The organism is Gordonia sp. GONU (assembly GCF_024733855.1).
Lineage (GTDB): Bacteria > Actinomycetota > Actinomycetes > Mycobacteriales > Mycobacteriaceae > Gordonia > Gordonia amicalis.
On record NZ_JANRHB010000012.1, the window covers coordinates 45945 to 71950 of the forward strand.

General features: G+C 69.1%; 20 protein-coding genes. 8 read left to right on the forward strand and 12 right to left on the reverse strand.

The window, feature by feature from the left end:
• The first annotated feature begins 44 nt into the window (after nucleotides 1-44).
• Nucleotides 45-1241 carry a DUF3068 domain-containing protein gene (locus NWF34_RS13215; RefSeq protein WP_258325261.1) on the forward strand — a complete coding sequence of 399 codons (1197 nt, stop codon included), beginning with the start codon at nucleotides 45-47 and terminating at the stop codon, nucleotides 1239-1241.
• 1 nt (nucleotide 1242) lies between these two features.
• Here NWF34_RS13215 and NWF34_RS13220 read toward each other — a convergent pair whose 3' ends face one another.
• Both NWF34_RS13220 and NWF34_RS13225 read right to left on the reverse strand, forming a co-directional pair.
• Nucleotides 1243-1713 (reverse strand): SRPBCC family protein, encoded by a 471-nt coding sequence (locus NWF34_RS13220; RefSeq protein WP_258325262.1) that lies wholly within the window; start codon nucleotides 1711-1713, stop codon nucleotides 1243-1245.
• A 56-nt stretch (nucleotides 1714-1769) separates the two neighbouring features.
• Nucleotides 1770-2888: a polysaccharide biosynthesis protein gene (locus NWF34_RS13225; RefSeq protein ID WP_258325301.1), complete on the reverse strand. Its 1119-nt coding sequence runs from the start codon at nucleotides 2886-2888 to the stop codon at nucleotides 1770-1772.
• 192 nt (nucleotides 2889-3080) lie between these two features.
• On the opposite strand from NWF34_RS13225, the gene NWF34_RS13230 reads away from it, so the two are divergent.
• Nucleotides 3081-4016, forward strand: coding sequence for a CoA ester lyase (locus NWF34_RS13230; RefSeq protein WP_006436783.1), 936 nt, complete (start codon nucleotides 3081-3083; stop codon nucleotides 4014-4016).
• A 15-nt stretch (nucleotides 4017-4031) separates the two neighbouring features.
• Complete coding sequence (locus tag NWF34_RS13235) at nucleotides 4032-5747, forward strand: hypothetical protein (protein ID WP_258325263.1); 1716 nt, start codon at nucleotides 4032-4034, stop codon at nucleotides 5745-5747.
• Here NWF34_RS13235 and NWF34_RS13240 read toward each other — a convergent pair.
• Nucleotides 5713-6861, reverse strand: a complete 1149-nt coding sequence (locus NWF34_RS13240; protein WP_258325264.1) for a glycosyltransferase family 4 protein — start codon at nucleotides 6859-6861, stop codon at nucleotides 5713-5715. The genes NWF34_RS13235 and NWF34_RS13240 overlap by 35 nt on opposite strands.
• Before the next feature lie 150 nt (nucleotides 6862-7011).
• On the opposite strand from NWF34_RS13240, the gene NWF34_RS13245 reads away from it, so the two are divergent.
• Nucleotides 7012-7773 carry a class I SAM-dependent methyltransferase gene (locus NWF34_RS13245; RefSeq protein ID WP_258325265.1) on the forward strand — a complete coding sequence of 254 codons (762 nt, stop codon included), beginning with the start codon at nucleotides 7012-7014 and terminating at the stop codon, nucleotides 7771-7773.
• Nucleotides 7774-7925: 152 nt separating this feature from the next.
• On the opposite strand, the gene NWF34_RS13250 is transcribed toward NWF34_RS13245, so the two are convergent.
• The 8 genes from NWF34_RS13250 to NWF34_RS13285 form a co-directional block, all read right to left on the reverse strand.
• Nucleotides 7926-8720 (reverse strand): hypothetical protein, encoded by a 795-nt coding sequence (locus tag NWF34_RS13250; protein WP_258325266.1) that lies wholly within the window; start codon nucleotides 8718-8720, stop codon nucleotides 7926-7928.
• A gap of 96 nt (nucleotides 8721-8816) precedes the next feature.
• Nucleotides 8817-11363, reverse strand: coding sequence for an ABC transporter permease (locus tag NWF34_RS13255; protein WP_258325302.1), 2547 nt, complete (start codon nucleotides 11361-11363; stop codon nucleotides 8817-8819).
• Between the two features lie 21 nt (nucleotides 11364-11384).
• Complete coding sequence (locus NWF34_RS13260) at nucleotides 11385-12212, reverse strand: ABC transporter ATP-binding protein (protein WP_258325267.1); 828 nt, start codon at nucleotides 12210-12212, stop codon at nucleotides 11385-11387.
• A gap of 395 nt (nucleotides 12213-12607) precedes the next feature.
• Entirely contained in the window at nucleotides 12608-13615 is a 1008-nt protein-coding gene (locus tag NWF34_RS13265; RefSeq protein ID WP_258325268.1) for an esterase-like activity of phytase family protein, read from the reverse strand.
• Between the two features lie 63 nt (nucleotides 13616-13678).
• Nucleotides 13679-15505: a phosphoenolpyruvate carboxykinase (GTP) gene (locus tag NWF34_RS13270; protein ID WP_258325269.1), complete on the reverse strand. Its 1827-nt coding sequence runs from the start codon at nucleotides 15503-15505 to the stop codon at nucleotides 13679-13681.
• A 183-nt stretch (nucleotides 15506-15688) separates the two neighbouring features.
• The gene (locus tag NWF34_RS13275) at nucleotides 15689-16120 is read right to left on the reverse strand and encodes a DUF6802 family protein (protein WP_258325270.1); all 432 of its coding nucleotides are present in this window, start codon (nucleotides 16118-16120) and stop codon (nucleotides 15689-15691) included.
• Between the two features lie 7 nt (nucleotides 16121-16127).
• Nucleotides 16128-17675 carry a hypothetical protein gene (locus NWF34_RS13280; RefSeq protein WP_258325271.1) on the reverse strand — a complete coding sequence of 516 codons (1548 nt, stop codon included), beginning with the start codon at nucleotides 17673-17675 and terminating at the stop codon, nucleotides 16128-16130.
• Nucleotides 17672-18490 carry a hypothetical protein gene (locus tag NWF34_RS13285; RefSeq protein WP_258325272.1) on the reverse strand — a complete coding sequence of 273 codons (819 nt, stop codon included), beginning with the start codon at nucleotides 18488-18490 and terminating at the stop codon, nucleotides 17672-17674. The genes NWF34_RS13280 and NWF34_RS13285 overlap by 4 nt, the downstream gene beginning before the upstream one ends.
• Nucleotides 18491-18738: 248 nt before the next feature.
• Here NWF34_RS13285 and trmB point away from each other — a divergent pair, with 248 nt between their 5' ends.
• The 4 genes from trmB (at nucleotide 18739) to NWF34_RS13305 (ending at nucleotide 25260) form a co-directional block, all read left to right on the forward strand.
• Nucleotides 18739-19527 (forward strand): tRNA (guanosine(46)-N7)-methyltransferase TrmB, encoded by a 789-nt coding sequence (gene trmB / locus NWF34_RS13290; RefSeq protein ID WP_258325273.1) that lies wholly within the window; start codon nucleotides 18739-18741, stop codon nucleotides 19525-19527.
• Nucleotides 19524-20207, forward strand: coding sequence for an NYN domain-containing protein (locus NWF34_RS13295; protein WP_258325274.1), 684 nt, complete (start codon nucleotides 19524-19526; stop codon nucleotides 20205-20207). The genes trmB and NWF34_RS13295 overlap by 4 nt, the downstream gene beginning before the upstream one ends.
• Nucleotides 20208-20434: 227 nt before the next feature.
• A complete protein-coding gene (locus NWF34_RS13300; RefSeq protein WP_258325275.1) occupies nucleotides 20435-23722 on the forward strand; it encodes an MMPL family transporter in 3288 nt (1095 codons plus the stop codon).
• 188 nt (nucleotides 23723-23910) lie between these two features.
• Nucleotides 23911-25260 (forward strand): aromatic acid/H+ symport family MFS transporter, encoded by a 1350-nt coding sequence (locus NWF34_RS13305; RefSeq protein ID WP_258325276.1) that lies wholly within the window; start codon nucleotides 23911-23913, stop codon nucleotides 25258-25260.
• Nucleotides 25261-25299: 39 nt separating this feature from the next.
• Here NWF34_RS13305 and NWF34_RS13310 read toward each other — a convergent pair whose 3' ends face one another.
• A complete protein-coding gene (locus NWF34_RS13310) occupies nucleotides 25300-25995 on the reverse strand; it encodes a response regulator transcription factor (RefSeq protein WP_096274796.1) in 696 nt (231 codons plus the stop codon).
• Nucleotides 25996-26006 lie beyond the last annotated feature (11 nt).

Consider the following 26006-nt stretch of genomic DNA (forward strand, 5'->3'; position numbering starts at 1 on the left):
GCTGGTGACAGGGTAGCCCGGCGGCATCCACTACCCTCGCCACCATGTCTTCGGAGCCGTCCCCGGTGCCCCAGTCCGCGGTGTCAGAGTCCGCACCTCACCGCTGGTCGACCGCGGACCTGGCCGGGCCGACACTGATCTTCGTCGGCAGTTTTCTCATCGCGGTGACCATCGCGCTGCCGACGCTGCTCGTCGGCAACTTCCGCGAGATCCCGCTCAGCACCGACTTCACCACGGTCGCCACCGCCGCAGACGCGACGATCCTCGACCGCTGCTCGCTCGCCACGCCCGCAGCGCGGACCCTCGACGCCGATCTGGTCCGCCAGCAGCGGGTCGTCGCGGTACAGCCCTCCGACGAGCACCGCGTGACACTGCAGGCCGGCACCTCGGTCCAGACAGAAAGGCTGCGTATCGACGACCGCGAGGTCGAACCGGAGGCTCCCCGGCCCGGCAGCGAGGGCGACGCCGACTCATCGGAGGCCTGCAACGACGCCACGGTCAACGCGCTCAAGGACCGGGTGACGCTCGACCGGGAGACCGCCGTACCGCAACTGTCGGCGCGCGGGGCGTCGGAGATCCAGTACGACAGCAACCAGGCACCGGTGCTGGTGCCGGACCGCCGCGGTTTCACCTACCTGCTGCCCTTCGACACCAGCCTGACCGACCACGAGTTCTTCGACGTGATCACACGCACGACCGTGCCTCTGAGATACGACGGAGACACCGAGGTGGTCGGCAAGGATGTGGCCCGGTTCCGCGCCGAGGTCCCCGAGACCGACCTCGCGCGGACAGCGCTCGGCCGGCCGGTGGGCACCGATGTCACCATCACCCGGCCCGCGTCGTGGTTCGGCCTCGACGGTCCGCCGCGTGAGCTGACCGCCACCCTGCGGCACCGCAGTTCGTGGGATCTCGCCGTGGAACCGCGCACGGGGACGATCGTCGACGCGAAGATCACCGTCGACGAGTTCTACGCCTTCCCGGAGGGCACTCCCGGAGTGCCGGCGGACTTCCGGCTGCCCCATCTACAGGCCGCCTTCGCGTACGACGACACGACACAGTCCCAGATGTCGCGCCTGGCTTCGGATCTGGCGACGCCGATCACGATCTGGGGCCGGATTGTGCCGATCGTGACCGGCGTCCTGGGCGTTGTCGCGCTGGTCGCCGGCGGTTTCCTGATCAACCCCGCGTGGCTGCCGCCGAGATTCCGGCGGCCCGGTCGGGATTCCGGTGACGTGACCTAGATCAGGACGCCGCTTCGGCGGCGAGTCGGCCGAGCGTGTCCTCGAGCTGGGCCTCGGTGACGAGCGGGAACCCCACCTGTTCGAGGAGTTTCTTGTCGGTGACCTTCGACCAGTCGTAGGTGTGGCGGACCAGCGTCTCGTTGGGACCCTGGGACTCCAACTCCCACAACCACTCCCATCCGGGCGGCTCCGTACCGGCGGGGGTCGTCTTCCAGGCCAGCAGCTTGTCCTTGGCATATCCGGTGACGTGGTTGTCGGTCTTGTACTCCCCGCCCATGTGGTCGCCCTCCATGTTCATGGTGAACACGTCGCCGACCTTCTGGATCCGATCGGCGTGGTCGACGCCCCGGATGAACCCCGAACCGTCGAGCGCCTGGTGCCTCTCGGGGTTGGAGAGGACGTCGAACACCGCGTCGACCGGTGCCTCGATGACTCGTTGGACCGTGACCTGAGTACTTCCGTTGTCGCTCATCTGCCCACCCTGCCGAAACATGTGCATCTCGGCAACGTTCCTGCTGAGGCCGGCGATCAGCGGGCGAGAACCCATGTCCCGGCGGCCGCGACCGTCACCGCGACCGCCGCAGTGGCCGCGACCCCGACCACCGAGCCGGCGACGGTGAGGATGACCGTCACCTCGATCGCCACGACGATCCACGTCCCGAACGCGACACGGGTGCGATCACGGGCGATCGCCGACAACAGCACCACCTGGAGGACGGCGAGGGCGGCACCGATGTAGGCGAAGAGCCACAGCAGTGGGACGAGTTCGTCGTAGCCGTCGCCGAAGACGATCGGGACCATCGGCCCCGCGCCACCCGCCGCCAGCGTGAGCACCACGCCCACACCGGCGACCACCGTCACCGCCTGCCGAAGAGAGACCCGGGACCGGGCGGGATCGGCGAGGCGCGGATAGAAAACGACGCCGATGGCCTGCGGCAGCCAGAACGCGACCTTCGTCGCGATGGCGCCGAGCGCGTACACCCCGACCGACTCGGCATCGAGCACGCGCGGTGAGAGCAGCAGGTCCATCGACGACGCCACGATCAGCACCAGCTGGACCTGCGACGCGCGAACCACGCTGAGGACTCCGACCGTCCCCGACGTCGCCGCGGCATGCGCCCGCTCCCCGACCCTTCCGACGACCACCCAGACGACGACGGCCGACACCGCGGCACCGAGGGTTCCGGCGAGCAGTCCACCCGCCGGACCGGCACCGACGACGAAGGCCCCGATGATCGGCATCGAGCGCAGGATCCCGACGGCGGCCAGCACCCACGACAGCGTCCGGAACTCGCCGCGTCCCTGCAGGATGCCCTGACCGGTGGCGATCAGCGCCAGCAGCGGCGCCGCGCCGAGGGCGGCGAGCGTCGTGACGACACCGGTGCGCATCAGCAACGCGACGAGCGGTGTCGCGACGGCGACCAGGACCACCACGTACAGCGTCGTCTGGGCACCCACCCGGCGCAGACGGCGCTCGTCGCATCCCAGGACCACCTCGCGCGCGACCACGTTCTGCAGCGCCAGGGCGGGCACACCCAGCACGAGCATCGCCGACAGCAGGACCGCGAACTCGCCGTACTCGCTGACGTCCAGGTAACGGGCGCTCGCGGCCAGATGGACCACGTACATGCAGACGTTGGCGACCATCGATCCGACGGCCACCGATCCGACGGCGCCGACGGTGCCGGCGGCGGGCCGGCGCCGTCCGCTCGGTCGGATCTGCTGCATGGCACAAGTGTGCCGAGTTGGCACCGGGTCCCGTGCACAGGGTGCTTTGCACCGGTCGTCGGGCATAGGCAACGATGGGTAGGCTGCAGAATTCACCGACGAGAGATGCCGATGTACGACGACAACACCACCGACGACGCCGAATCGACCGATGTCGGTTCGCGTATCGATCCGGTGCTGGCCCGAAGCTGGCTCCTGGTCAACGGCGCGCACTACGCGAAGTTCGAGCGCGCCGCTCGCTCGCGCGCCGACATCGTCGTCCTCGACATCGAAGACGCGGTCGCTCCCAAGGACAAGGTCGAGGCGCGCAACAACGTCGTGCGGTGGATCGGTCCGAAGGACGGTTCCGGCCCCGGTGCCGGTGAGTGGGTCCGGATCAACGGATTCGGCACCCCGTGGTGGGCCGACGACCTCGCCGCCCTCGCGGAGACCGCGGTCGGCGGTGTGATGCTGGCGATGGTCGAGTCCGTCGACCACGTGACCGAGACCGCCAAACGCCTGCCCGGCCTGCCGATCGTCGCCCTCGTCGAGACGGCACGCGGACTCGAGCGGATCAGCGAGATCGCATCGGCCAAGGGCACCTTCCGCCTCGCCTTCGGCATCGGTGACTTCCGTCGGGACACCGGTTTCGGCGACAGTCCACAGACGCTGGCCTACGCCCGGTCCCGATTCACCATCGCCGCCAAGGCTGCTCACCTGCCCAGCGCGATCGACGGCCCGACGGTCGGGTCCAGCGCTCTGAAGCTGAGCGAGGCCACGGCGGTGAGCGCGGAGTTCGGCATGACCGGCAAGATCTGCCTCACCCGGTCACAGTGCGCCCCGGTCAACGAGGGCCTGTCCCCGTCACAGGACGAGATCACCTGGGCGAGGGAGTTCTTCGCGGAGTTCGAGCGCGACGGCGGCGAGATCCGCAACGGTTCGGACCTGCCACGCATCGCGCGTGCCACCAAGATCCTCGACCTCGCACGGGCCTACGGCATCACCGAGTCGGAATTCGACGACGACCCGGTGCACGCACCGGCGCCGTCGGACACCCACCACTTCTGAGCCGCACGGGTCGCGGTGTTCTCCGGACGGTTGCTCCCGGCGCTCTACGTGGTGAGTGTCGTTGCGGCCGTGGCAATCCTGGGACCCCTGCTACCGGCACTGCTCGGTATCGGACCGGGATACCTGCTCTTCCGGGATGCGGTGTCGACGCCGCGCACCCATGTCACCGACACCACGCTCGGCATCGGTGACCTGCCGCCGCGCGCGGTGCCGCAGGACTTCTTCGTCGCGATGGTGTCGTCGGTCGTCGACGGCGGTGTGGTGGTCGTCGCGATCTTGTTGGCCGCATTGGTCTTCGCCGGCGTCGGGTTCGGCCGGTTGGCTTTTCGTCTCGTTCCCGGCGCCGGGCGTCCCGGGGCCGTCGCCGCCGCGCTCGTGGCGATCTGGAATCCCTATGTGGCCGAACGACTCCTGCAAGGGCACTGGAGCCTGCTCGTCGGCTACGCCGCGCTGGGCTGGATTCTCGTCGCCGCATCCGATCTGCGGGAACGGCCAGATGCGGCACGGTTTCTCCGGCTCGGCGGATTGCTGGCGGCTGCCGGGTTGACGCCGACGGGTTCGGTGCTCGCCGGGATCGTGCTGGCCGTGGTACTCATCGGCCGTCCGGTCGGCCTGCGGCCCGGCCTCGTCGCCGTCGGCCTGTGGGTGCTGAGCACCCTGCCGTGGGTCGTGACGGCGGTGATCAGCGACGCCACCACCACATCCGCCGCGGCGGGCGTCGAGGCGTTCGGTCTCCGGTCCGAGCCGGGGCTGGGTCCGGTCGGGACCGTTCTCTCCCTGGGGGGCATCTGGAACGTCGACGCGGTACCCGCCAGCCGAACGATCTGGTGGGCGGCGGTCGCGACGTTCTGTTCGTTGCTCGTGGTCGCGACCGGCGTCGTCCACCTCTGGCAGCGTCGGCGGACGCTCGATCCGCTGGTGCGGGCGATCGGAACATCGGCCGTCGTCGTCGCGATCCTGCTGGTCCTCGGCACCTTCGGTCCGGGACAGTGGTTGCTGGAGTTCACGATCGAGCACGTCCCCGGCGCCGGTCTGTTGCGGGATACCCAGAAGTTCTCCGCTCTTCTCGTTCCCGGAGTCGCGCTTGCCGTGGCCGGGGCCGTGGCGGCCGCCCGTCGACGGGTCCCGTCGGGTTTCGCACTCGCCGCCTTCGTGCTGCTCGTCGTGGCTCCGCTTCCCGATCTCGCCTGGGGTGGCGGTGGTTCCGTGCGGCCGGTGGCCTACCCGGACGACTGGGCGGCGGTGGCTGCCATCGTGCCCGACGATCGGGGTTCGGTCGCCCTGTGGCCCACGGACACGGTGCGGCACTACCGTTTCGCCGGCGGCGTCTCGCTCGATCCCGCCGCGCGGATGTTGCGGGCTCCGGTGATCGAGTCCGGCGCGCTCACCGTCGACGGCGAGGTCGTCGACGCGCCGAGTGAGCATGCGGCCGCCGTGGCGTCGGTACTCGAAGCCGGTGGCTCACCCGCCGAACTCGCCGCGCTCGGCGTGGGATGGGTTCTCGTCGAAGATGATTCGACGCCCGAGCGGCTCGCCGCAGAAGCGCGCCTCGTCCACGACGGGGACGATCTCCGGCTGTACCGGGTCGATGATCCCGTCGAGCGGGGTGCCGGAGCGACCGATCGGGCTCTGGCGCTCGCCGCACACCTGTGGTGGGCGATGATGCTCCTGGCGGGAGTCGTGGGCGCGGTCGTCGCTAGCGTGCGAGAACGGCGTCGAACGTCTCGATGAACCCGTCGCAGGTCGCGGCCCAGGAGTAACGGCCCGCCCTGATCCTGGCGTTGCGCCCCAGTCGCTGGGTCTCGTCGGGGTTGTCGATGAGTTTTCTCGTGGCACTCACCAGTTCGTCGACGCCGTCGACGAGGAGGCCGGTGTTGCCGTCGTCGACGGAGTCGGTGAGACCGACCGAGCTGCGGTAGCCGATGGTCGGGACACCGTGCTGGGCCGCCTCGACGACCGCCAGTCCCCACCCCTCTTTGCGCGAGGGCATCAGGTGGACCTGCGCCTGTGAGAGCAGCTCGTGCTTGCGCTGCTCGCTGACGTGGCCGTGGAAGGTCACCGCGTCAACGACACCGAGTTCGGCTGCAGCGGATCGCAATTCATCGGACCACCAGCCACCGCCGATGACGTCGAGGTACACGTCGACCCCGGAACGACGCAGCTGTGCCAGCACGGTGAGAGCGTCCTCGACCTGCTTGTGCGGCACCAGCCGGGACAAGACGCACAGACGCACCGGGACCGAACCGCCGTCGGCTGCACCTCCGGTGAGCAGCGCGTCGGCCGGGACCGGGTCGATACCGTTGCGCACGACCGAGATCCGCTCCGCGTCGACGCCGAGGGCGACGAGTTCGGTCTTCGACGGCGTGGACACCGTGACATAGCGGTTCCGGCGATGAATCCTCGGCGACAGTCGCGACTCGATGAACCAGCCCACCTGCCCGAGCAACCGGCCGGCGACCGGCCACTGCTCGCGGTGGCAGTGGTGGACCAGTATCACCGTCGGCGCGGAGGCGACGAGGGTCGCGAAGAACGGCACCCCGTTCTGGGTGTCGACGACGACTTCGGGGTGACAGCCCCGGAGCGGCCCGAGGCCGAATCGGCCGGCAAGAATCGTTGCCAGCATGCGCGGGTACACGCTGATCCGCCCTCCGGCACGCACGAACCGCATGCCGTCGCGGTGCTCCTCACCGGCCGCCCCCGGGTAGGACGACGTCAGAAAGGTCACGCGCGCGCCGCGTCGGGCCAATTCGGCACCGACACGTTCCAGATATGTCTCACTGCCGCCGCCCTGAGGGTGGCGGGTGTCCCGCCAGCACAGCAGCAGGACGTCGGAAGGTACGCGCATCGCACGACAGCCTACCGACTGGTAGCACCAGGCCGTCATCACACCGGGAAGAGGCGAGTCCACGATCAGGGCTCCGCCCGTCACTGACAGACCTGCGTCGACGAGCGCGGCTGACCGTCGCCCACCGCCCGCGACTAGAGTTCTCCGACGATGACGACCACGACTTCCGGCCGGAACCGAATGGCCCGGCTGGCCACGCTGCGGCGTGCCGCCGGACTGCTGAACGACTTCCGCTTCGAGCAGTCCGACCCCGCCCGCTTCTACGGCGCACTGGCGACCGACACCGCGGACATGGTGGCGGCCTTCGTCCCCGACCTCGACGGAAAGGTCATCCTCGACGTCGGCGGGGGTCCCGGCTACTTCGCCGACGCCTTCCGGGCACGAGGCGCGCACTACATGTCGGTCGAACCGGACCCCACCGAGATGCACGCCGGCGGGCTCGAACACCGTGGGTCGGTCCGCGGATCGGGCCAGAACCTGCCCTTCGCCGACGACTGCGTCGACGTGTCCTTGTCGTCGAACGTCGTCGAACACACGTCGACGCCGTGGGAGATGGCCGACGACATGCTGCGCGTGACCCGGCCCGGTGGCGTCGTCATCGTCAGCTACACGCTGTGGTGGGGACCGTTCGGCGGCCACGAGATGGGACTCACCCACTACCTCGGCGGTCATCGTGCCGCGCGTCTCTACACGAGACGTCACGGCCACCCCCCGAAGAACCTCTTCGGTACGTCACTGTTCGCCGTCCACGCCACCGACGGCCTGCGCTGGGCGCGATCGGTGACCGATCGCGCCGATCTCCTCGCCGCCTTCCCCCGCTACATCCCGCGCTGGATGTGGTGGGTCATGCGCGTCCCCGGCCTGCGCGAGGTGCTCGGCACGAACCTCGTGCTGGTGCTGCGCAAGCGGTAGTGGTTTCGATACGGCTCGTCGCAAGCTCCTCGCCTACTCAACCAGCAGAAATACTCCTGCCGGCCGAGTAGCGCCGCCCGAGCGGAGCCGCCGGGTCGAGTAAGCGACGGAGGAGCGCATCGAGATCGAGGACGCCGCGTATCGAGGTCCGCCTACTCCCCCGACAGGTCCGCGGTGCAGTTCAGCGTGCCGCCCTGGCTGGTCGCGGTCGCGAGTTGTTCCCCGTCGACCAAGATGCTGCAGGTCACCGGGCCGCGGACGACGATGGCCGAGAGGGTCGCCTTCGTACCCTTCACGGTCACCCGCTGCGACCAGGGCGACCCGGTGGCCGCGATGACCGTCGGCGCGCCGCCGCCCTTGCTGAAGCTGAGCGCGACCACATCGCCGTTGCCGGTGAGCTGGTAGGTCACCATCGCCGGCCCCGGCTTCTTGCTCGGACTCGACGTCGTCTCCTCGGTCGTGGTCGTGGTGGTCGGGGACGAACTCGTCGTCGTCTGCTTGCTGGTGGTGGTCGTCGACGACGAGGACGCCGCCGCGGTCGAGGAGTCGTCTCCGCCGGACTTCGTGACCAGCACGACGACCAGACCGAGGATCACCAATGCTGCCAGGGCAACCAGCGCGAGACCGATGGTGCGGCCCTTCGACGACCCGTGCGGGGGTTCGCCGCCCTGCGGCGCGTCGTACGGCGACGCTCCATAGGGCGACGCCGCCGTGTACTGAGGATCCGCGTACTGGGGTTCCGTGTACTGGGGTTCCGTGTACTGGGGTTCCGTGTACTGGGGTCCCGGGTGGGGCTCGGTGTACGGCCCGGGATACGGCTGACCTTCCGGATGCTGGGTGTAGGCCTGCGACGGCGGCGCCGAGGGGTCGTAGTCGGGATCGAACTGTCGGGTCTCCGGCGGATTGTTCCGCGGATCGTTCGGATCGCCCTGGGGTGGTCGGGTCATGCCGACGATTCTGTCATCCGGATCCTGATATCGGCCTGTGACCACGCGGCCCGGGCAGAACCCGGGCCGCGTGACATCCGGATCAGGAGCAGAGCGTCACAGATCGGCGATGGCCTCGAGCGGCCCCGTCCGGGCCGCTCGGACCGCGGGCCACAGAGCCGCCAGCACACCGACCACCGCCGACGCGACCAGCGTGATCACGATCAGCGACCACGGGATCACCGGCGCACCCAGACCCCAGGCGGCGAGCGTCCGCACGAGCGCCACGCCGATGAGCGTTCCCAGAACCACACCGACCACGGCACCGAAGATCGAGATCAGCACGGACTCCAGATAGATCGAACGACGCACCTGGCCGCGCACCATGCCGATCGCGCGCAGCATGCCGATCTCGCGCTTACGTTCCACCACCGACAACGCAAGGGTGTTGATGATGCCGAGCACCGCGATCAGCAATGCCAGTCCGAGCATCGCGTAGAGCGTGCCCAGCATCTGGTCGATCTGGGCGGAGATCTGTCCCTTGAACTGGTCGCGGTCCTTGACCTGGACGGTCAGGTACCCGGCGGTCGCGTCCTCGAGGCCGGTGCGCAAGGTGTCCAGATCGGCACCCGCCTCGGCCTTCACGAAGACCGTGACGTCGAAACGCGCCGCCGGCGGGACCAGCCGGTCGTAGACCGCGGGCCCGACGACCCACGGCTGAAGGGCCTCGTTGTCGGCGTACACACCGGCGATCGGGACCTGGACCTGCTCGCCGATGGGCGAGGTGAAGTTCAGGACCTGACCGCGCTCCCAGCCCTTCGTCATGGCCGTGCGATGACTGATCAGCATCCCGTCATCCGGCAGCGCCGTCGACGCGCCGTCCTCCATGTCCATGACCGTCACGTCGCTGAGCGGACCACCGAGCGCCGAGAAACCCTGCACCGGCTGATCGTCGACCTTCGCCTGCACGACGCCGAACGAGACCACCTCGCCGACGCCCGGCACGTTCTTCACCGCGGGTGCCACCGTGGGTGGCAACGGTCCCTGGTTGGTCCCCGCGAGGATGTAGTCGGCGGTGATCCCGGAGTCGACCGCCTCGTCGACCGTGCCCTTGAACGACTGGCCGAGTGTGCCGATGATCGCCACCAGCATCAGCCCCAGGGTCAGCGCGAACGCGGTCGCGGCCGAACGTCGGGGATTGCGAACGGCATTGGTGCGCGCGAGTCGTCCGATCGTGCCGAACGGTGCGCCGACCGCGCGACCGAGCACCCCCACGAACGGACGCGCGACCGCGGGCCCGACCAGCACCGCGGCCAGCACCAGGCCGGCCGCGCCCGCACCGACCGTCAGAGCCGGTCCGGAGCCCTCGTCCATCGCGCCGACGACGATGGCCACGATCGAAGCCAGGCCGATGACCGCACCGATGACGGTGCGGTTGCGCAGCGACGCCGATCCCTCGGCCGCCGATGCGCGCATCGCCTCCACCGGCGGCACCCGTGCGGCGCGAGCCGCGGGCACCCAGGCGCTGACCATCGTGACGACGACGCCGACCAGGATGCCGGCGAGCACCGCGCCGGGCCCGATCGTCAGCTCACCCTCCGGCAGACCCGACGTCGCGCTGGTGAATGCCTTGAGCACGGCGGCCAGGCCGATGCCGATGGCCAGGCCCAGCACTCCGCCGATCACGCCGACGACGAACGCCTCGAAGAGGACCGACCGCGACACCTGACGCTGGCTCGCGCCGACCGCCCGCAGCAGCGCGAACTCGCGGTTACGCTGCGCGACGATCATCGAGAAGGTGTTGTAGATGATGAAGGTGCCGACGACCAGACCGATCGCCGCGAACGCCAACAGGATGTACTGGAAGATCTGCAGGAACTCGTTGACCTGCGCCTTCTGGTCCTCCCGCACCTGATCGCCGGTCCGCACGTCGTACAGGTCGGCGTCGGTGCCGAGGAGGGTCCGCACCCGCTCCTGCAGTTGCTCCGGCGAAACCCCGGCGACGGCCGACATGTCGACGAGCCCGACGTGCTTGCCGTCGCTGAACAGACGCGACGCGGTCGCGGCGTCGAACTGCGCGTTGACGTACCCGCCGGTCGAGGTGGGGAGATCGATCAGCCCGACGACGGTGACATCGAGTGGGACGGCGTTGCCCTGGCCGATCACGACCTTGGTCTTCGACCCGACCTTCAGCCCGGCTTCCTCGGCAGCCGAGGAGTTCAGCGCGATCTCGCCGGCGTTGGCGGGGCCGCGGCCGCCCGGCATGATCCGGGACTCATCGGGATCGAGCGCCTCGTTCTCCGGGATGTAGGTGGTGCCGACGCTCGGGGCACCGCCGGTCTGGATGGCCGTGCCGCCCGAATCGGCGACGGTGATCAACCCGTTGTTGTTGACGACGAGCTTGTCGATGCCGAGTTCGGCACGCTGGGCGCGCAGCTGGTCGACGACCGACAGCGGAACGCCGGGCGACTGCCGGTCGGCAGGCGTCACCTCGACCGCCACGCCCTGCGCAGCGCTGTCGAAGATGTCCGTGAAGGCCTTCGAGATGGAACTGGTGAACACGATCGATCCGACGACGAACGATGTGCCGAGGACGATCGAGAAGAGGGTCAGGAACAGACGGAGCTTGTGCGCCCGCAGGTTTCGCAGCGAAACCCGGCGCATCACCGATGAGGACGCCACGGCTCAGAGCGCTCTGGAGGTCTCGGCGGGAGCCGAGGTGGACGGGGCATCGGTGTGGTGGACACCGTCGAGGTTCTTCATGACCTCGAAGACGTCGTCGGCACTCGGGCGCGCGAGCTCCTGCACGATCTGACCGTCGGCGAGGAACACGACGCGGTCGGCGTACGACGCCGCGCGCGGGTCGTGGGTCACGATGACGACGGTCTGCCCGAACTCGTCGGTGGCGGCACGCAGGATCGAGAGAACCTCACCCGACGACCGGGAGTCGAGGTTGCCGGTGGGCTCGTCGCCGAAGATGATGGCCGGCTTGCCGATCAGTGCCCGGGCACATGCCACGCGCTGCTGCTGACCGCCGGACAGCTCGCTGGGTAGGTGCGAGAGGCGGTCGGTGATACCGAGTCGCTCGGTGACCGCGTCGAACCATTCGGTGTCGACCGCCCGGCCGGCGATGTCGACCGGAAGGGTGATGTTCTCTTTCGCGGTCAGCGTCGGCACCAGGTTGAACGCCTGGAAGACGAACCCGATGCGGTCGCGGCGCAGCATCGTCATCGCCTTGTCGGACAGTGCGGTCAGATCGGTGTCGCCGATGAAGACACGGCCGTCACTCGCGACATCCAGGCCCGCCAGACAGTGCATCAGCGTCGACTTTCCCGACCCCGACGGCCCCATGATGGCGGTGAACTCGCCCGCGCGAAACGAGATGGAGACGCTTTTCAGCGCCTCCACGGCAGTGTCGCCCGTGCCGTACCTCTTGGACAGGTTCTCCGCACCCGCAGCCATTCCGTGTTTCGGCTCTCCGGCATCGCGGGCGGCCGCATCAGTCGTCGTCATGCCCTCAACGGTGCCAAATCCGACGACGATGCGCTATCAGGTAATCCCCTGACCCCACCCTGAGGCGGTGATTGTCACACTCGTCCCCCCATGCCGGTTGAGCCGACACCGAGCGCAGCGAGGCGTCGCGTCGAAACCCGCCCGCCAAGCAACCCCATGCCGGTTGAGCCGACACCGAGCGCAGCGAGGCGTCGCGTCGAAACCCGCCCGCCAAGCAACCCATGCCGGTTGAGCCGACACCGAGCGCAGCGAGGCGTCGCGTCGAAACCCGCCCGCCACCACACCCCACCGTCCGGCTCGACCAGCACGGCGCGAGGTTTCGACGCGGTGGCTCGCTCCGCTCGCTACCGGCTCAACCAGCAACCCCGACCGCCGCTTGCGGAGGGACGGCAGGGCTACTTCGGCAGCTGGACCTCGAACGAGTGGACGCGGGTGGGCGATCCGGCGTTCTGGGAGACGACGAGCAGCGTTCGACTGCGCTTCTTCGCGTACGGGGTGTCGGGGTGCCAGTTGCCCCACGCGAGGCCCGACATGTCGCCGGTGGCCAGACGCGGCGTGCCGGTCGTGGAGAAGATCCGACGCTTGGGCATCGCCCGCTCCTTGCCGGAGAGCTTCTTCTTGCCGGTCACCGACGTAGCGTCGCGGGTGGTGGTCCAGAAGATGTTCGTCAGCGTGCCCGCTCCGCGTTCGAGGACGAGGAAGTCGGTGGAGTTGATGGCCAGCACGTCGGCGGCCACCTTGTTGGCGTCGGTGCGATAGACGAACTCGCGATCGGTCTTGCCGAAGGTGAGCAGACGCGCCGACGTGCGTCCGTCCTGCTTGAGCCCGCCCGCGGTGAGCACCGAGACCTGACCCTGCGGCCCGACCGCGAGGCCGGTCAGCCCACGCTGCCCGGCCACACCCGACTTGGACGTCGGGCGCCACGCGGCGGGCAACCGCAGGTCGCGGACGAACTGGCCGAGCGGGCCGATCTGCCGGACGAACTGGTTGTTGCCACCGCTGACGACGGTGTAACCGCCGTTGGTCTTGCGGATGCCTTCGAACTGCGCACCCCCGGGCAGCAGCGGCACGAACCACGGACCGAGGACCGTGCCACCACCGTTGAGAGCGGGTCGGCCGACGAATGACGCGGTCTCCGAGGAGTATCCGATGCGGGCGGTGAAGAACCGTGCAGGGAGAACGTCCTCCGCGATCAGCGCGTACTGCCCGTTGGCGGTCCGGTCCAGTCCGGTGATCCGGTTGAACGTCGGAACGAAGTCGCCGAGCGTCGTCGTGTCGGTGTAGTACGCGCTGACGCCGGCGCCGGAAGCCGGTGCGGCAGAGGCAGGTTGAACTGCGAGCGGAGAGGTCAGCCCGAGTACACAGGCTCCGACGATCGTGGCCCCCCACAAACGTAGTTTCATGAGGGGCACGATACCTCAACCGTCACATCAGCCCCGGACCGAACCAACCGACCGGTCGCCCGATCAGGCGAGTCGATGCTTCAGGGCATCCAACTCGTCACGCAGCGAGGTGGGGAGCTTGGGACCGATGAACTCGAAGAGCTCCTCGATCGACGGGATCTCCTCGCGCCACTCGTCGGCGTTGAACGCCAGGGCCTCGGCGACGTCGTCGGCCGGCACGTCGAGTCCGGAGACGTCGATGTCCTCCGGCTTGGCGACGATGCCGATCGGGGTCTCGACGCCCTCCGCCTCACCCTCGATGCGACCGATGATCCACTTCAGCACGCGGCTGTTCTCACCGAATCCGGGCCACAGGAAGCGCTTGTCGTCGCCGCGACGGAACCAGTTGACGTAGAACACCTTCGGCAGCTTGGATTCGTCGGCGTTCTTGCCGATGTTCACCCAGTGCTGCAGGTAGTCACCGACGTGGTAGCCCATGAACGGCAGCATCGCCATCGGGTCGCGACGCACGGTGCCGACCTTGCCCTCGGCCGCCGCGGTCTGCTCCGAGCCGACGGTGGCGCCCATGAAGACGCCGGTCTGCCAGTCGCGGGCCTCGGTCACCAGCGGGACGGTCGTCTTGCGACGGCCGCCGAACAGGATCGCCGAGATCGGCACACCCTTCGGGTCGTCCCACTCGTCGGCCAGCGACGGGCACTGTGCGATCGGGGTGCAGTAACGCGAGTTCGGGTGGGCAGCATTGTGATCGGACTCCGGGGTCCAGTCGTTGCCGAGCCAGTCGGTGAGGTGCGCGGGCGCCGGACCGTCGATGCCCTCCCACCAGATGTCACCGTCGTCGGTGCGGGCGACGTTGGTGTACAAGGTGTTTCCGGCCTCGATGGTCTTCATCGCGTTCGGATTCGAGTCGTAGCTGGTGCCCGGGGCGACACCGAAGAAGCCGAACTCCGGGTTGATCGCGTAGAGACGGCCGTCCTCGCCGAAGCGCATCCAGGCGATGTCGTCGCCGACGGTCTCGGCCTTCCAGCCCGGAATGGTGGGCTGCAGCATCGCGAGATTCGTCTTGCCACAGGCACTTGGGAAGGCCGCGGCGATGTAGTAGACCTTGTTCGCCGGGCTGGTCAGCTTGAGGATGAGCATGTGCTCGGCCATCCAGCCCTCGTCGCGGGCGATGACCGACGCGATGCGCAGGGCGTAGCACTTCTTGCCGAGCAGCGCGTTGCCGCCGTAACCCGAACCGTACGACCAGATCTCGCGGGTCTCCGGGAAGTGGGTGATGTACTTCTCGGTGTTGCACGGCCACGGCACGTCGGCCTGGCCGGGCTCGAGGGGAGCGCCCACCGAGTGCAGCGCCTTCACGAAGAAGCCGTCGTCGCCGAGGAGCTCGAGGACACGCGGACCGACGCGGGTCATGATCTTCATCGAGAGGACGACGTACTCGGAATCGGTGATCTCGACGCCCAGCTTGGGGTCGTCGGAGTCCAGCGGGCCCATGCAGAAGGGGATGACGAACATCGTGCGGCCGCGCATCGAGCCGCGGTACAGCTCGGTCATGGTGGCGCGCATCTCGGCGGGCTCGACCCAGTTGTTGGTCGGGCCGGCGTCCTCTTCGGACTCCGAGCAGATGTAGGTCCGCGACTCGACGCGTGCCACGTCGGCGGGGTCGGAGCTGGCGAGGAAGGAGTTCGGCTTCTTCTCCTCGTTCAGCTTGACGAGGGTCCCGGCCTTCACCAGGGCGGCGGTGAGGCGATCCCACTCCTCGTCGCTGCCGTCGGACCAGACGACCCGATCGGGCTGGGTCAGTTCGGCGATCTCGGTGATCCAGGCCAACAGACCCTGATGTTTGGTCGGCGCGCTGCTCGGGTCCAGTCCGGGAATGGTGGCTGCGGTCATCGTTGGGGCCTCCTGCGAGCATGTGACCTGCTGGAATGGTCACCGGTCAGTCGTCTAGGTGTTCAGGATACGTGTACCGAGCGGACGTTAGGTGTGGGGGCCTGCGACTGCGGGTTATCCCACACTCCCCCGATATGGGACCAAAGTCCCTGGAAGACGACCATCGGCCGGCTCCCGAGCAGCTCAGCCGATGCGTCCCGAACCGCCGGGAATCCACTCACCGGTCTCCGGGTCGAGCACGGCCGAGCGGAATCCGCCGTCGGCACCGATCTCGGTGATCTTGTCGACCTGGCCGTCCCGGTCGCTGTCGGTGTACACGGTGAACCCGTCCGGACCGTTGCGGGTCAGCGAGTCGTTGACGCCGTCGTTGTCGGTGTCGACCTCCGCCGGCCCGAGGTCCCAGATCCGGCCGTCCTCGTGCATCCACAGATGATCGTCGAGGTCGTCGGCGGACGACTCCGCGTGGATCGCGGCGACCGAGTCCACGTGCGGATCGAGGCCGGTACCGGGTAGGTCTCCGGACGCGAACGGTCCACCCGGCGCGGACGCCCCGGCGTCGGGGTGACCGGCGTCGAACGGGTCGGACCCCGCGTCGTCGTCGAAGATCGAATCCATCTCTCGCTCACCTGGTCCTGTCGTCGCCGTTGCTGCGGTCGTCTGGGCCGGCCGGATCGTTCGTGCCGGGGTCGGGCTTTTCTGTGGAGCCGGTCGGGCGCGGTCCGTCCGACTCGGCCCACAACCCCTCGGAGCCCCACAACCGCTCGGAGCGGGCGACCAGTTCGCGGCGGATGCCCTCGGCGCGGTCACGGCGGATACGCGCCTCCTGCTGCGCGGCACCGCTGCGCAGCCGCCGGATGTCGTCGTCGATCTCCGCGACCTGCTCGGTCGTCCGCCGTGCCCGACGTTCGTGGGCGCGAGCGATCTGTCCCGCTGTCCGGGTCTCGGCTGCGGAGAACCGCAACCCGAGCTGATGGTCGAGTGCGGAGCGGGCGACCGCGAGCCGTTCGGAGACACGGGTCAGGCGGTCGGCACGATCCAGCGCGCCGCGTCGGACGCGGATGACCCAGACCGCCACGCCGATCCCCAACAAGAGGGTCAGCGGCATGCTGATCCATTGCAGGGTCTGCACCGAGGCCATCGGTGCGACGACGAGGCGTCCGACACCCAGGCCGGTGGACGCGCCGATGACGACCAACATCGCGTCCTCCGCACCACCTCGGCGCCGGTTCCCCGGCCCGTCGGCGGGCAGCGGGGTGTCGGACCAGGGCTCCCGCGGGGACTGCTCCGGGTCGAGACCCACCAGTGCCGTGGCCGCGACCTCGTCGATGCGCTCGTCGGCGTCGCGGCGGATGCCCTCGGCGAGGTCGGCCCACCGGGTGTCCAACCACGACCGGTGCTCGGCGTCGTCGACATCCGGAGCATGGTCGGCGGCTGCCGCGAGTTCGCGGACACGCGACTGGAGCTCGGCCGAGCACTGCGCCCGGGCTCTGGCGAGGCCGGCTCGGACGGCGGCGAGACGGTCGACGCGGCCGCGATCCCGCGACGACAGCAGCCGACGACGCGCACTCATCAGGTCGTCGAGCGTTCCGGAGGAGTCGGTGTCGGTTCCCGCGTCGGCGTCGGCCAGCAGATGCTCGACGGCCCCGACGCCGGCCGCGACCCGGGCCCGTTCGAGGCGCAGTGCATCGGGAGCAGCGTGCGCCTCACGTATCCAGTCGACCAGCGCGTCGACGCCTGAGTCGACGACGTCTCCGCCGAGTGCCGCTGCCGCCGACACCCCGAACACCGGCATCGTCCCGAACGGATCGAGGGTCGTGCGGTGGGCCCGCACGATCCGGGGCCACTCCCAGAATGCGTCGATCTTGGTGCACACGAGCGCGACGGTCCCGACCTGGGCACGCGCCTGCTCGACGAGGTCTCGTTCCTCGTCATCCACCGACGAGGAGGGATCGACGACGACCAGCGCGACACCCGGCCCGGGTCCGCGTTCCCGGGCCTGGACGTCCCGGGCATGGATCTCGAGGTCGGGGGCCAGTTCGCGGATGGCGTCGACGAGAGTGCGCACCCCGACGCCCTCGGTCCCGACCACCAGGACCCCGGAACCGGAACCGACGCGTGCGGCGTCGAACCCGGTCAGTTCGCGCGTCGCCTCGAGGATGCGGGTACTCACCCGAGACCTCCCGCCGCCAGCAGCCGTTCGGCGTTCTCCCGGTCACATCCGCCGGCCGCCGCGCGTTCGAGTTCGGCGCGGATCTCGACCTCGCGCCAGAACCGGACGCGACCGACGCGGTCGGAGATCTCCGTGGTGAGCTGCGGAACCCCGCTGATCGCGTGCAACGCACGATTGAGCGCCGACGCGTCGGCCGCCATGTCCGATCCCTCGGCGATGAGCCGCAGCGCGGTGTCGATCCCGAAGGCGTCGATGCGGCGCAACAGCCCCTGCCGCAGGATTCGCTCCTCCGATCCCGGCGCCCCGACGAGGAATCGGCCGGCCATCGACGGCATCTCGGCCCCCTCGGCGGCCAGCCTCGCGAGGGCGGTGAACTCCGTCGCGTCGAGGTCGGCGCAGGCCAGCAGCTGGGAGACCGCGTGGACGGGCAGGCCGAGTTGCGTCGAGGACCGATTCGCGGCGTCGACCGCGGCGTCCCAGTCGGGATGGGTGTCCGCCTTGCCCAGGACGACCACGACGCGATCGGCCGGCAACGATCGCAGCAATTCGTGATCGGCCCGGCGCGGCGGCCCTGCCAGCACGAGAACCCAGAGGTCGGCGTCTGCGGCCGCGCGGGCGTCCTCGCCCGGGCCGCTCACCGTCAGCGCCAGCCGCTCGCGCAGGGCGCGGGCCATCGTGTCGCGTCCGACGCCCGGCCTGCCGACCACCTGCACATGCAGCGGCCGTAGAAACCGTTGTCCCGCCGCGGAGAGGATCGGGACCAGAGGCGACGACGGCTCGACGAGCTCGGCGAGTCCGCCCTGTTCAGCGGCCATGGACAGGGAGTTCCGGTCCGGCCGTGGCGATGGTGACGCATTCGTCGATGTGCCCACGTCCGCCCCCACGTCTCCATGCCCTTCCCCGCCTGACATCCCGCGTGTTCCGCGGCTGGCCCGAGACTAATCCCGATTCACCCCGATGGGCGTCCTGACCTCCACATCCCCCGCCAACTGGCCGTTCCGTCCCAAGAACTCGCTGCCACTTGACGGACACGCCTCACCCGCGACTTCGTGGAAATGCCACGATGCGCAACGATGGACCGGTGAACAACAGCGCTGACAGGTCACGGTTGTATCCCCGCGTGACGAGCTTCCGATTCCGCCGGGGGACCTTGACGACCGGCCAGCAACGCAACTGGGAGACCCTCTGGCCCGTCCTCGGCCGCGACCTCGAGATCGGCCCGGAACGCATTCCCGAACCCCAGCTCGACCTGAACGCCATGTTCGGCCGGGACGCCCCCAAGGTGCTGGAGATCGGCAGCGGCACGGGAATCTCGACCGCGGCGATGGCCGAAGCCGAACCCGACGTCGACGTGGTGGCGGTCGAGGTCTACAAGCCCGGCCTGGCCCAGCTGCTCGGCCTCATCGACCGCAACGAGCTGACCAACGTGCGGCTGATCCGCGGCGATGCGTCGATCGTCCTGAGGGAGCTGATCCCGTCGTCGAGCCTCACCGGCGTCCGACTGTTCTTTCCCGACCCCTGGCCCAAGTCGCGTCACCACAAGCGCCGGTTCGTCCAGACGGGCACACTGGAGCTGATTGCCGACCGCCTCGTCCCCGGCGGCGTGTTGCACATCGCCACCGACCACGCGGGTTACGCCGAGTGGATCGCCGAGAAGCTCGCCACCCAGGACGCCGACGCCCCGCATGTCGTGCAGCTGACCCGCGAGTCCCCGATCCTGCTGGAACGGCCGACGACGAAGTTCGAGGGTCGTGCGGAGCGAGAGGGCCGGTACGTCAGCGAGTTCGTGTACACGCGGCCCATCCCGCCGGCCTCCGCGTCCGGCGACACCACCGACGGGAGCCCGGCATGACCGACCAGAGCCCTGGCGGATCCCCTGGCGGATTCGCGGACACCATCTCGGGCCGGACCGGCACGCGCCGGATGCTGCTGGTCTGGGATGCGCCCAACATGGACATGGGCCTCGGCGCCCTGCTGGGCGGTCGTCCGACGGCTGCACACCGCCCCCGATTCGACGCGCTGGGCCGGTGGTTGCTGCACCGGACCGCAGATGTGTCAGCTCTCACGGAGGGTGAGAACGGCGTCGAGCCCGAGGCGACCGTCTTCACCAACATCGCCCCAGGTAGCGCAGACGTTGTGCGTCCCTGGGTGGACGCCCTCCGCAACGTCGGTTTTGCGGTGTTCGCCAAGCCGAAGCTGTCCGATGACAGCGATGTGGACTCCGACATGCTCGACCACATCGAACTTCGCAGGCACACTGTTGGACTAGCCGGCGTGATCGTGGCGTCCGCCGACGGCCAGGCATTCCGCGAGCCGCTCCTCGAAGTGGCCGCCGACGGGGTGCCCGTCACCGTCATCGGTTTCCGCGAACACGCCAGTTGGGCCCTCACCACCGAGGAACTGGAGTTCGTCGACCTCGAGGACATCCCGGGCGTGTTCCGGGAGCCGCTGCCCCGCATCGGGCTGGACTCGCTTCCGGACGAAGGCGCCTGGCTCACACCGTTCCGGCCGCTCAGCGCGCTACTGCGCTGACCGCGCGGTGCCTCGTCGGATGACGCCGAGGGGCTCGCTGAGGGTGTCACCGACCCCCGACACCTCAGGGATCACTCAGGCAACACTGTCAAGATCTCACGGAGAACTGACAGAATCGCGACCGGCACCGTTCACCTCCGGCACGGCGCGCGTCGCGGCGCACCGACGGCCCGACACCCCTGGACCGCGGCCGGCGCCCGACACGTCGCACACGAAAGGACATCAGCGTGTTCCGAGTAATCGGCACATTCGTGTATCGAATGCGCTTCCTCGTCATCGCGGTGATGATCGCACTGATGGCGGGACTCGGACTATACGGCCTCGACCTCAGCAAGCATCTGAGTCAGAGCGGTTGGTTCGACCCCACGTCGGAATCCGATCTCGGCGCCCGCTACGCCGACAAGGCACTCGGCCGCGATCACACGTCTGATGTCATTCTCCTGGTCACGCCACCGGAAGGCACACGGGTCGACGACCCGGCCTTCGGGAAAAAGGTGGAGACCTTCGTCGAAGACCTGATCGCCACCCACCCCGACATCGTCGGGCGGGCCGACCCCGGTCTCTACGACCCGTTCCTCGTGCAGCCGGCGCAGAGCGCGGTCCAGGCGCGACTGTTCACCCCGGACAAACGTCAGGCCTTCATCAGCATCGGCGTCGCCGGTGACGACGACACCACGGTGCTGGCGAACCACAACACCATCGAACCGTTCTTCGACGACATCGCCGAACGCTTCGACATACCCGGCGCCACCTTCGAGCTCGCCGGCCTGCAACCCGTCGCCGGGTCGATGGCCGACGGCATGGACAAGGACATCAAGCGCGCCGAGGTCATCGCGCTGCCGGTGGTCGCGCTCATGCTGTTCTTCGTGTTCGGCGGCGTGATCGCGGCGTGTCTGCCGGTCCTGATCGGCGGCCTGACGATCGCGGGATCGCTGGGCATCATGAAGATCCTCGCGCTGACCACCGAACTCAACATCTTCGCGCAGTCCGTGGTGACGCTGATCGGTCTCGGCATCGCCATCGACTACGGCCTGTTCATCGTGTCCCGCTTCCGCGAGGAACTCGGCGAGGGCTATTCCACCAAGGCGGCGGTCCGAAGAACCGTGATGACCGCGGGCCAGACCGTGGTGTTCTCGGCGACGATCATCGTCGCCGCCCTCGCCTGCCTGCTGATCATGCCCCAGGGATTCCTCAAGTCGGTGGCCTACGGCGCCATCGCGTCGGTCTCCCTCGCCGCGATCCTGTCGATCACGGTGTTGCCGGCGATCCTGGCCATCCTCGGGCCGCGGGTCAACATGCTGTCGATCAGCACCATCCTCAAGTTCACCGCGATCCCGCTGGTGCGGCGCTTCTCGACCGAGGAACGCGCCGTCGCACTCGAGAACCGGTTCTCCGGCCGGATGAAGACCAGCCAGGAAGTCGAGAACGGCTTCTGGGGGCGTCTCGCCACGTGGGTGATGAAGCACCCGGTGAAGACGGCGATCCCGACCGTCCTCCTCCTGCTGGCTCTGACGATCCCGTTCGGGAGCATCCAGTTCGGCGGCATCAGCGAGAAGTTCCTGCCGCCGGACAACTCGGCGCGTGTGGCCCAGGAGAAGTTCGACGAGTACTTCCCGAGTGAGCGCACCGAGGCGGTCAAGCTCGTCATCGTCTACGACCAGACGAACCAGGAAGACCAGAACAAGCTGGAGGCCATCGCCCGGCAGGCCGACCAGGTCCCGGGTTTCACCAACAAGTTCAGTGACCCCGACAAGGCCGGCTTCGGCTCGTACGACGCCGAGAAATACCCGAACGTAGGCGTCTACCAGGTCTCGGCCGGTCTGGTCGACCGCACCAAGGCCGCCCAGGCGATCGATCAGCTCCGGGCGATCGACACCCAGGGCCTCACCATGTACGTGACGGGTACCCCGGCTCTCACCCAGGATTCCATCGACGCGCTGATGAACCGGTTGCCCCTGATGGCGATCATGCTGGTCCTCATCACCGGCCTGTTGATGTTCCTGCAGTTCGGTTCACTCGTCCTGCCGATCAAGGCGGCACTGATGACCGCGCTCGGCCTCGGTGCGACGCTGGGCATCCTGACCTGGATCTTCGTCGACGGCCACGGCTCCGGCCTCGCGAACTTCACCCCGGGTCCGCTGTTCGCGGCGATCCTCGTGCTGATCATCGCGATCATCTTCGGCCTCTCCACCGACTACGAGGTGTTCCTGCTCTCCCGCATGGTCGAGGCCAGACAGCGGGGCGCGAGTACCACCGAATCGATCCGTAGCGGCATCGCCCACACCGGCGGGATCATCACCGCGGCGGCCGCGATCCTGGTCGTCGTGACAGGTGCGTTCAGCCTGTCCGACATCGTGATGATGAAGTACATCGCGTACGGCATGATCGCGGCGCTCATCCTCGATGCCACCGTGATCCGCATGCTCCTCGTGCCGTCGGTCATGAAGCTCCTCGGCGACGACTGCTGGTGGGCACCCCGCTGGATGCAGACCGTGCAGCGCAAGATCGGTCTCGGCGAGGCCGTACTCGACGACGAGCCCGACGAGCAGCGCGACTCCGGCGTGGCACGCAAGATGAGTGCGGGCACGCTGGTGGCGGAGGCCCCGACGTCGGTCATGGCCGCGGCCCGGCCGCGTACCGTTCCCGCGGGCGCCGCACCGGCTCGACGCGGAGTGCCCGGCCGCGATGGACGACAGCCAGTCCCCCCGCGTCCGAATGCGCCCGCGTCCAACGGGCCCATCACCAACGCGCCCGCGTCGAGCGCACCGATGACCAACGCACCGATGACACCGACGCGCCGGCCCGGCGCGCCCGCGCAGCGCAGCGGCGGACCGGGTCCCGTGACCCCCGCACCCATGCCCGCGGAGGTCCCCGGGCGCGCGGTCACCGGTCGCGTGGGCCCGTCGACACCGCCGACCGCACAACCGTCCGGCGCCCAGGCCTCGCCTGCACCCGAGGCACCGCGGCCCGAACGGCGCCCGACGGCGTCATACCGGCGACCGGGTCTGCCCAAGGGTGACCGTCCGGACACCGGTGGGTGGACCCTCGGCGAGGGCGGCATCCGCCTCGGCGACGCCGCACCGCGCGCGAACGGTGAACGCCCGACGAGCACCACTCCCCCGCCGGCACCGACTCCGCCGGTCCCGACGCCGCCGTCGGCAGCCGCTCCCGCGCGCGACACGGGTTCGCGGTCGCCACTGGGTCGACGCCCCAGCCTCGACGACGCGGGTCGCCGTCCACTGGCCGCCTCGGTGTCGCCGGAGAACTCGACACCGACGACCCGTGGTCGCCGGACCGCGGGGCCGTCGCCGATGGAGCGTGGGCTGAGCCCGGACGTCACTCCGGCGGCCACCCCCCGGCCGGGAACCGGCGCCCCTGCCGGCCCGCCGTCCGGGGATGCCGACTCCGGCCGTCGCCGGCCGCGCACCGACCGGCACGCCCGCTCGGACGAGTCCGGTGACGAGTCCCAGATCAGCGTGCAGGAACTGCTGAAGCGGAGCCGCTCCGAGAAGTGAACACCGAGAAGTGATCGCCGACGGTCGGTGGAGTTCGCCTCCACCGACCGTGGTGTATCCGGCTATGAATCCCACGGACTCGCGGATCAATTCGGGATGGGCCGGAACTGGGCATTGCCCCGATGTGACTGCGCCCACATCCTGGGCAGGATGTCTGCCAGCACACCAACGCTGGAGGGACAGCCCGCATGAACTCTTCGACCTGGACGTCTCCGGAGCATCGCCGCAGCGTGCTCTGGATCGTCACCCTCGCCGCCGTCGCCATCGTCTTCGACGGCTACGACCTCGTCGTCTACGGGACGGTCCTGCCGACTCTGCTCGACGACCCGGGACAGCTGGGCGAGCTGACCCCGGCGACCGCCGGCGCACTCGGGTCCTACGCGCTCATCGGCGTGATGATCGGCGCTCTGGCCGCCGGCGCGTTCGGTGACCGGGTCGGCCGGCGTCGGATGATGCTGGTCAACATCGTCTGGTTCTCGGTCGGCATGGCGGCGACCGCCCTGGCCACCGACCTCGTCTCGTTCGGAATCCTGCGCTTTCTCACCGGCATCGGGATCGGCGGCCTGGTCGCGACCGCGGGAGCGATGGTCGCCGAGTTCGCGCCGGCCGCCAAGCGGAACCTGTTCAACGCGATCGTCTACAGCGGGGTCCCGGCGGGCGGTGTCCTCGCGTCCGTGCTGGCAATGCTGTTCGTCGATCAGATCGGGTGGCGCGGCCTGTTCTGGATCGGGGCACTGCCGCTCGTGACGCTGCTCCCGCTCGCGGTGCTGAAGATGCCCGAGTCCCCGCAGTGGCTCGCCGCACGCGGACGGTATGAGGAAGCCCGCGAGATCAGCACGCACACCGGAATTCCGGTGGATCTACGGACACGCCACCTTCGCCAGGAGCCGGCACCGGCTCCGGTGAAGCTCGGCTTCGCCGCCCTGGTGACGCGCCGGTTCGCCGTGCCGACGCTGCTGCTGGGAACGATGAGTTTCGTCGGCCTGTTGCTGACCTACGGTCTCAACACCTGGCTTCCGCAGATCATGGAGGCCAATGGATTCGACGCCAAGGGATCGCTCTCGTTCCTGCTGGTCCTCAACGGCGGCGCGATCGTGGGCGGCCTGATCGCGGCCCGTCTCGCCGATCAGCGAGGCCCGCAGCAGGTCGTCGCGACATCGTTCTGTCTGGCCACCTTCGCGCTCGTGTGCCTGACATTCGGTCTCCCGCTGCCGATCCTGCTCGTCGCGGTCGCGGTCGCCGGCACGGGCACCATCGGGACCCAGGTCCTGATCTACGGTTTCGTGTCGAACTTCTACCCGACGGAGGCCCGCGGCGCGGGCGTCGCCTGGTGTGCCGGCTTCGGCCGCCTCGGCGGGATCGTCGGCCCGATCATCGGTGGCCTGCTGATCGGCGCCGGTGTCTCGTCGGGGACCGCGTTCTACCTGTTCGGCGGTATCGCGCTCGCCGGTGCGGCGGCCACGCTGATGGTCGTGACCCCGAAGGTCGCACCGGCCATCCCGATCACGTCGGCCCCCCTCGCGGCCACCGACCTGTAACCGGCACAACCGCTTTCATCAACCGGCCGGGCGGAGGACTCAGTCCTCCTCCAGGCCGTGTTCGATGACGTAACGGGTCAGTTCCACACGATTGCCCAGCTGCAGCTTCCGGAGCGTGGCCTGCACATGGTTCTCGACGGTACGGTGACTGAGGGACAGCCGCCGGGCGATCTGCTTGGCGCTGAGCCCTTTTGCCACGAGCCGCAGCACCTCGGTCTCCCGGTCCGTGAGGGACGGTGTCGCCGCCGAGGCGTCGGGTTGCTGCGACATCCTGCGGTACTCGCCCAGGACGAGACCGGCGAGCCCGGGCGTGAACACGGCCTGCCCGTCCGCGGTCGCGCGGACCGCGGACACGAGTTCCTCGCGGGACGACGACTTCACGAGATATCCGCTGGCGCCGGCCTTCACGGCCTCGAGCACATCGTCTCGTTCGCTCGAGGCCGAGAGTACGAGGATGCGGGTCCGTGGCGACACCTCGAGCACCGCCGCGGTTGCGTCGGCACCTGAGCCGTCGGGGAGTTGCATGTCCATCAGCACGACGTCCGGGGTGACCGCGGCCGCACGACGACCCGCGCTGCCCACCCCGTCAGCGGTGGCCACCACGTCGAACCCCTCGTCGGCGAGGTCACGGGCGACCGCGTCGCGCCAGATCGGGTGGTCGTCGACGACCATGATCCGCAATCGTCCTGCCGCACCGTCTGACACGTGTTCGTCCTCCGACTCGACTGTGCCCATCGGTCCCTCCC

Bases quoted from the DNA above. Each gene is read 5' to 3' on its own strand.
- NWF34_RS13215 (WP_258325261.1), top strand. From the start codon at position 45: ATGTCTTCGGAGCCGTCCCCGGTGCCCCAGTCCGCGGTGTCAGAGTCC.
- NWF34_RS13220 (WP_258325262.1), bottom strand. From the start codon at position 1,713: ATGAGCGACAACGGAAGTACTCAGGTCACGGTCCAACGAGTCATCGAG.
- NWF34_RS13225 (WP_258325301.1), bottom strand. From the start codon at position 2,888: ATGGTCGCCAACGTCTGCATGTACGTGGTCCATCTGGCCGCGAGCGCC.
- NWF34_RS13230 (WP_006436783.1), top strand. From the start codon at position 3,081: ATGTACGACGACAACACCACCGACGACGCCGAATCGACCGATGTCGGT.
- NWF34_RS13240 (WP_258325264.1), bottom strand. From the start codon at position 6,861: ATGCGCGTACCTTCCGACGTCCTGCTGCTGTGCTGGCGGGACACCCGC.
- NWF34_RS13245 (WP_258325265.1), top strand. From the start codon at position 7,012: ATGACGACCACGACTTCCGGCCGGAACCGAATGGCCCGGCTGGCCACG.
- NWF34_RS13250 (WP_258325266.1), bottom strand. From the start codon at position 8,720: ATGACCCGACCACCCCAGGGCGATCCGAACGATCCGCGGAACAATCCG.
- NWF34_RS13255 (WP_258325302.1), bottom strand. From the start codon at position 11,363: ATGCGCCGGGTTTCGCTGCGAAACCTGCGGGCGCACAAGCTCCGTCTG.
- NWF34_RS13260 (WP_258325267.1), bottom strand. From the start codon at position 12,212: ATGACGACGACTGATGCGGCCGCCCGCGATGCCGGAGAGCCGAAACAC.
- NWF34_RS13265 (WP_258325268.1), bottom strand. From the start codon at position 13,615: ATGAAACTACGTTTGTGGGGGGCCACGATCGTCGGAGCCTGTGTACTC.
- NWF34_RS13270 (WP_258325269.1), bottom strand. From the start codon at position 15,505: ATGACCGCAGCCACCATTCCCGGACTGGACCCGAGCAGCGCGCCGACC.
- NWF34_RS13275 (WP_258325270.1), bottom strand. From the start codon at position 16,120: ATGGATTCGATCTTCGACGACGACGCGGGGTCCGACCCGTTCGACGCC.
- NWF34_RS13285 (WP_258325272.1), bottom strand. From the start codon at position 18,490: ATGGCCGCTGAACAGGGCGGACTCGCCGAGCTCGTCGAGCCGTCGTCG.
- trmB (WP_258325273.1), top strand. From the start codon at position 18,739: ATGCGCAACGATGGACCGGTGAACAACAGCGCTGACAGGTCACGGTTG.
- NWF34_RS13295 (WP_258325274.1), top strand. From the start codon at position 19,524: ATGACCGACCAGAGCCCTGGCGGATCCCCTGGCGGATTCGCGGACACC.
- NWF34_RS13305 (WP_258325276.1), top strand. From the start codon at position 23,911: ATGAACTCTTCGACCTGGACGTCTCCGGAGCATCGCCGCAGCGTGCTC.
- NWF34_RS13310 (WP_096274796.1), bottom strand. From the start codon at position 25,995: ATGGGCACAGTCGAGTCGGAGGACGAACACGTGTCAGACGGTGCGGCA.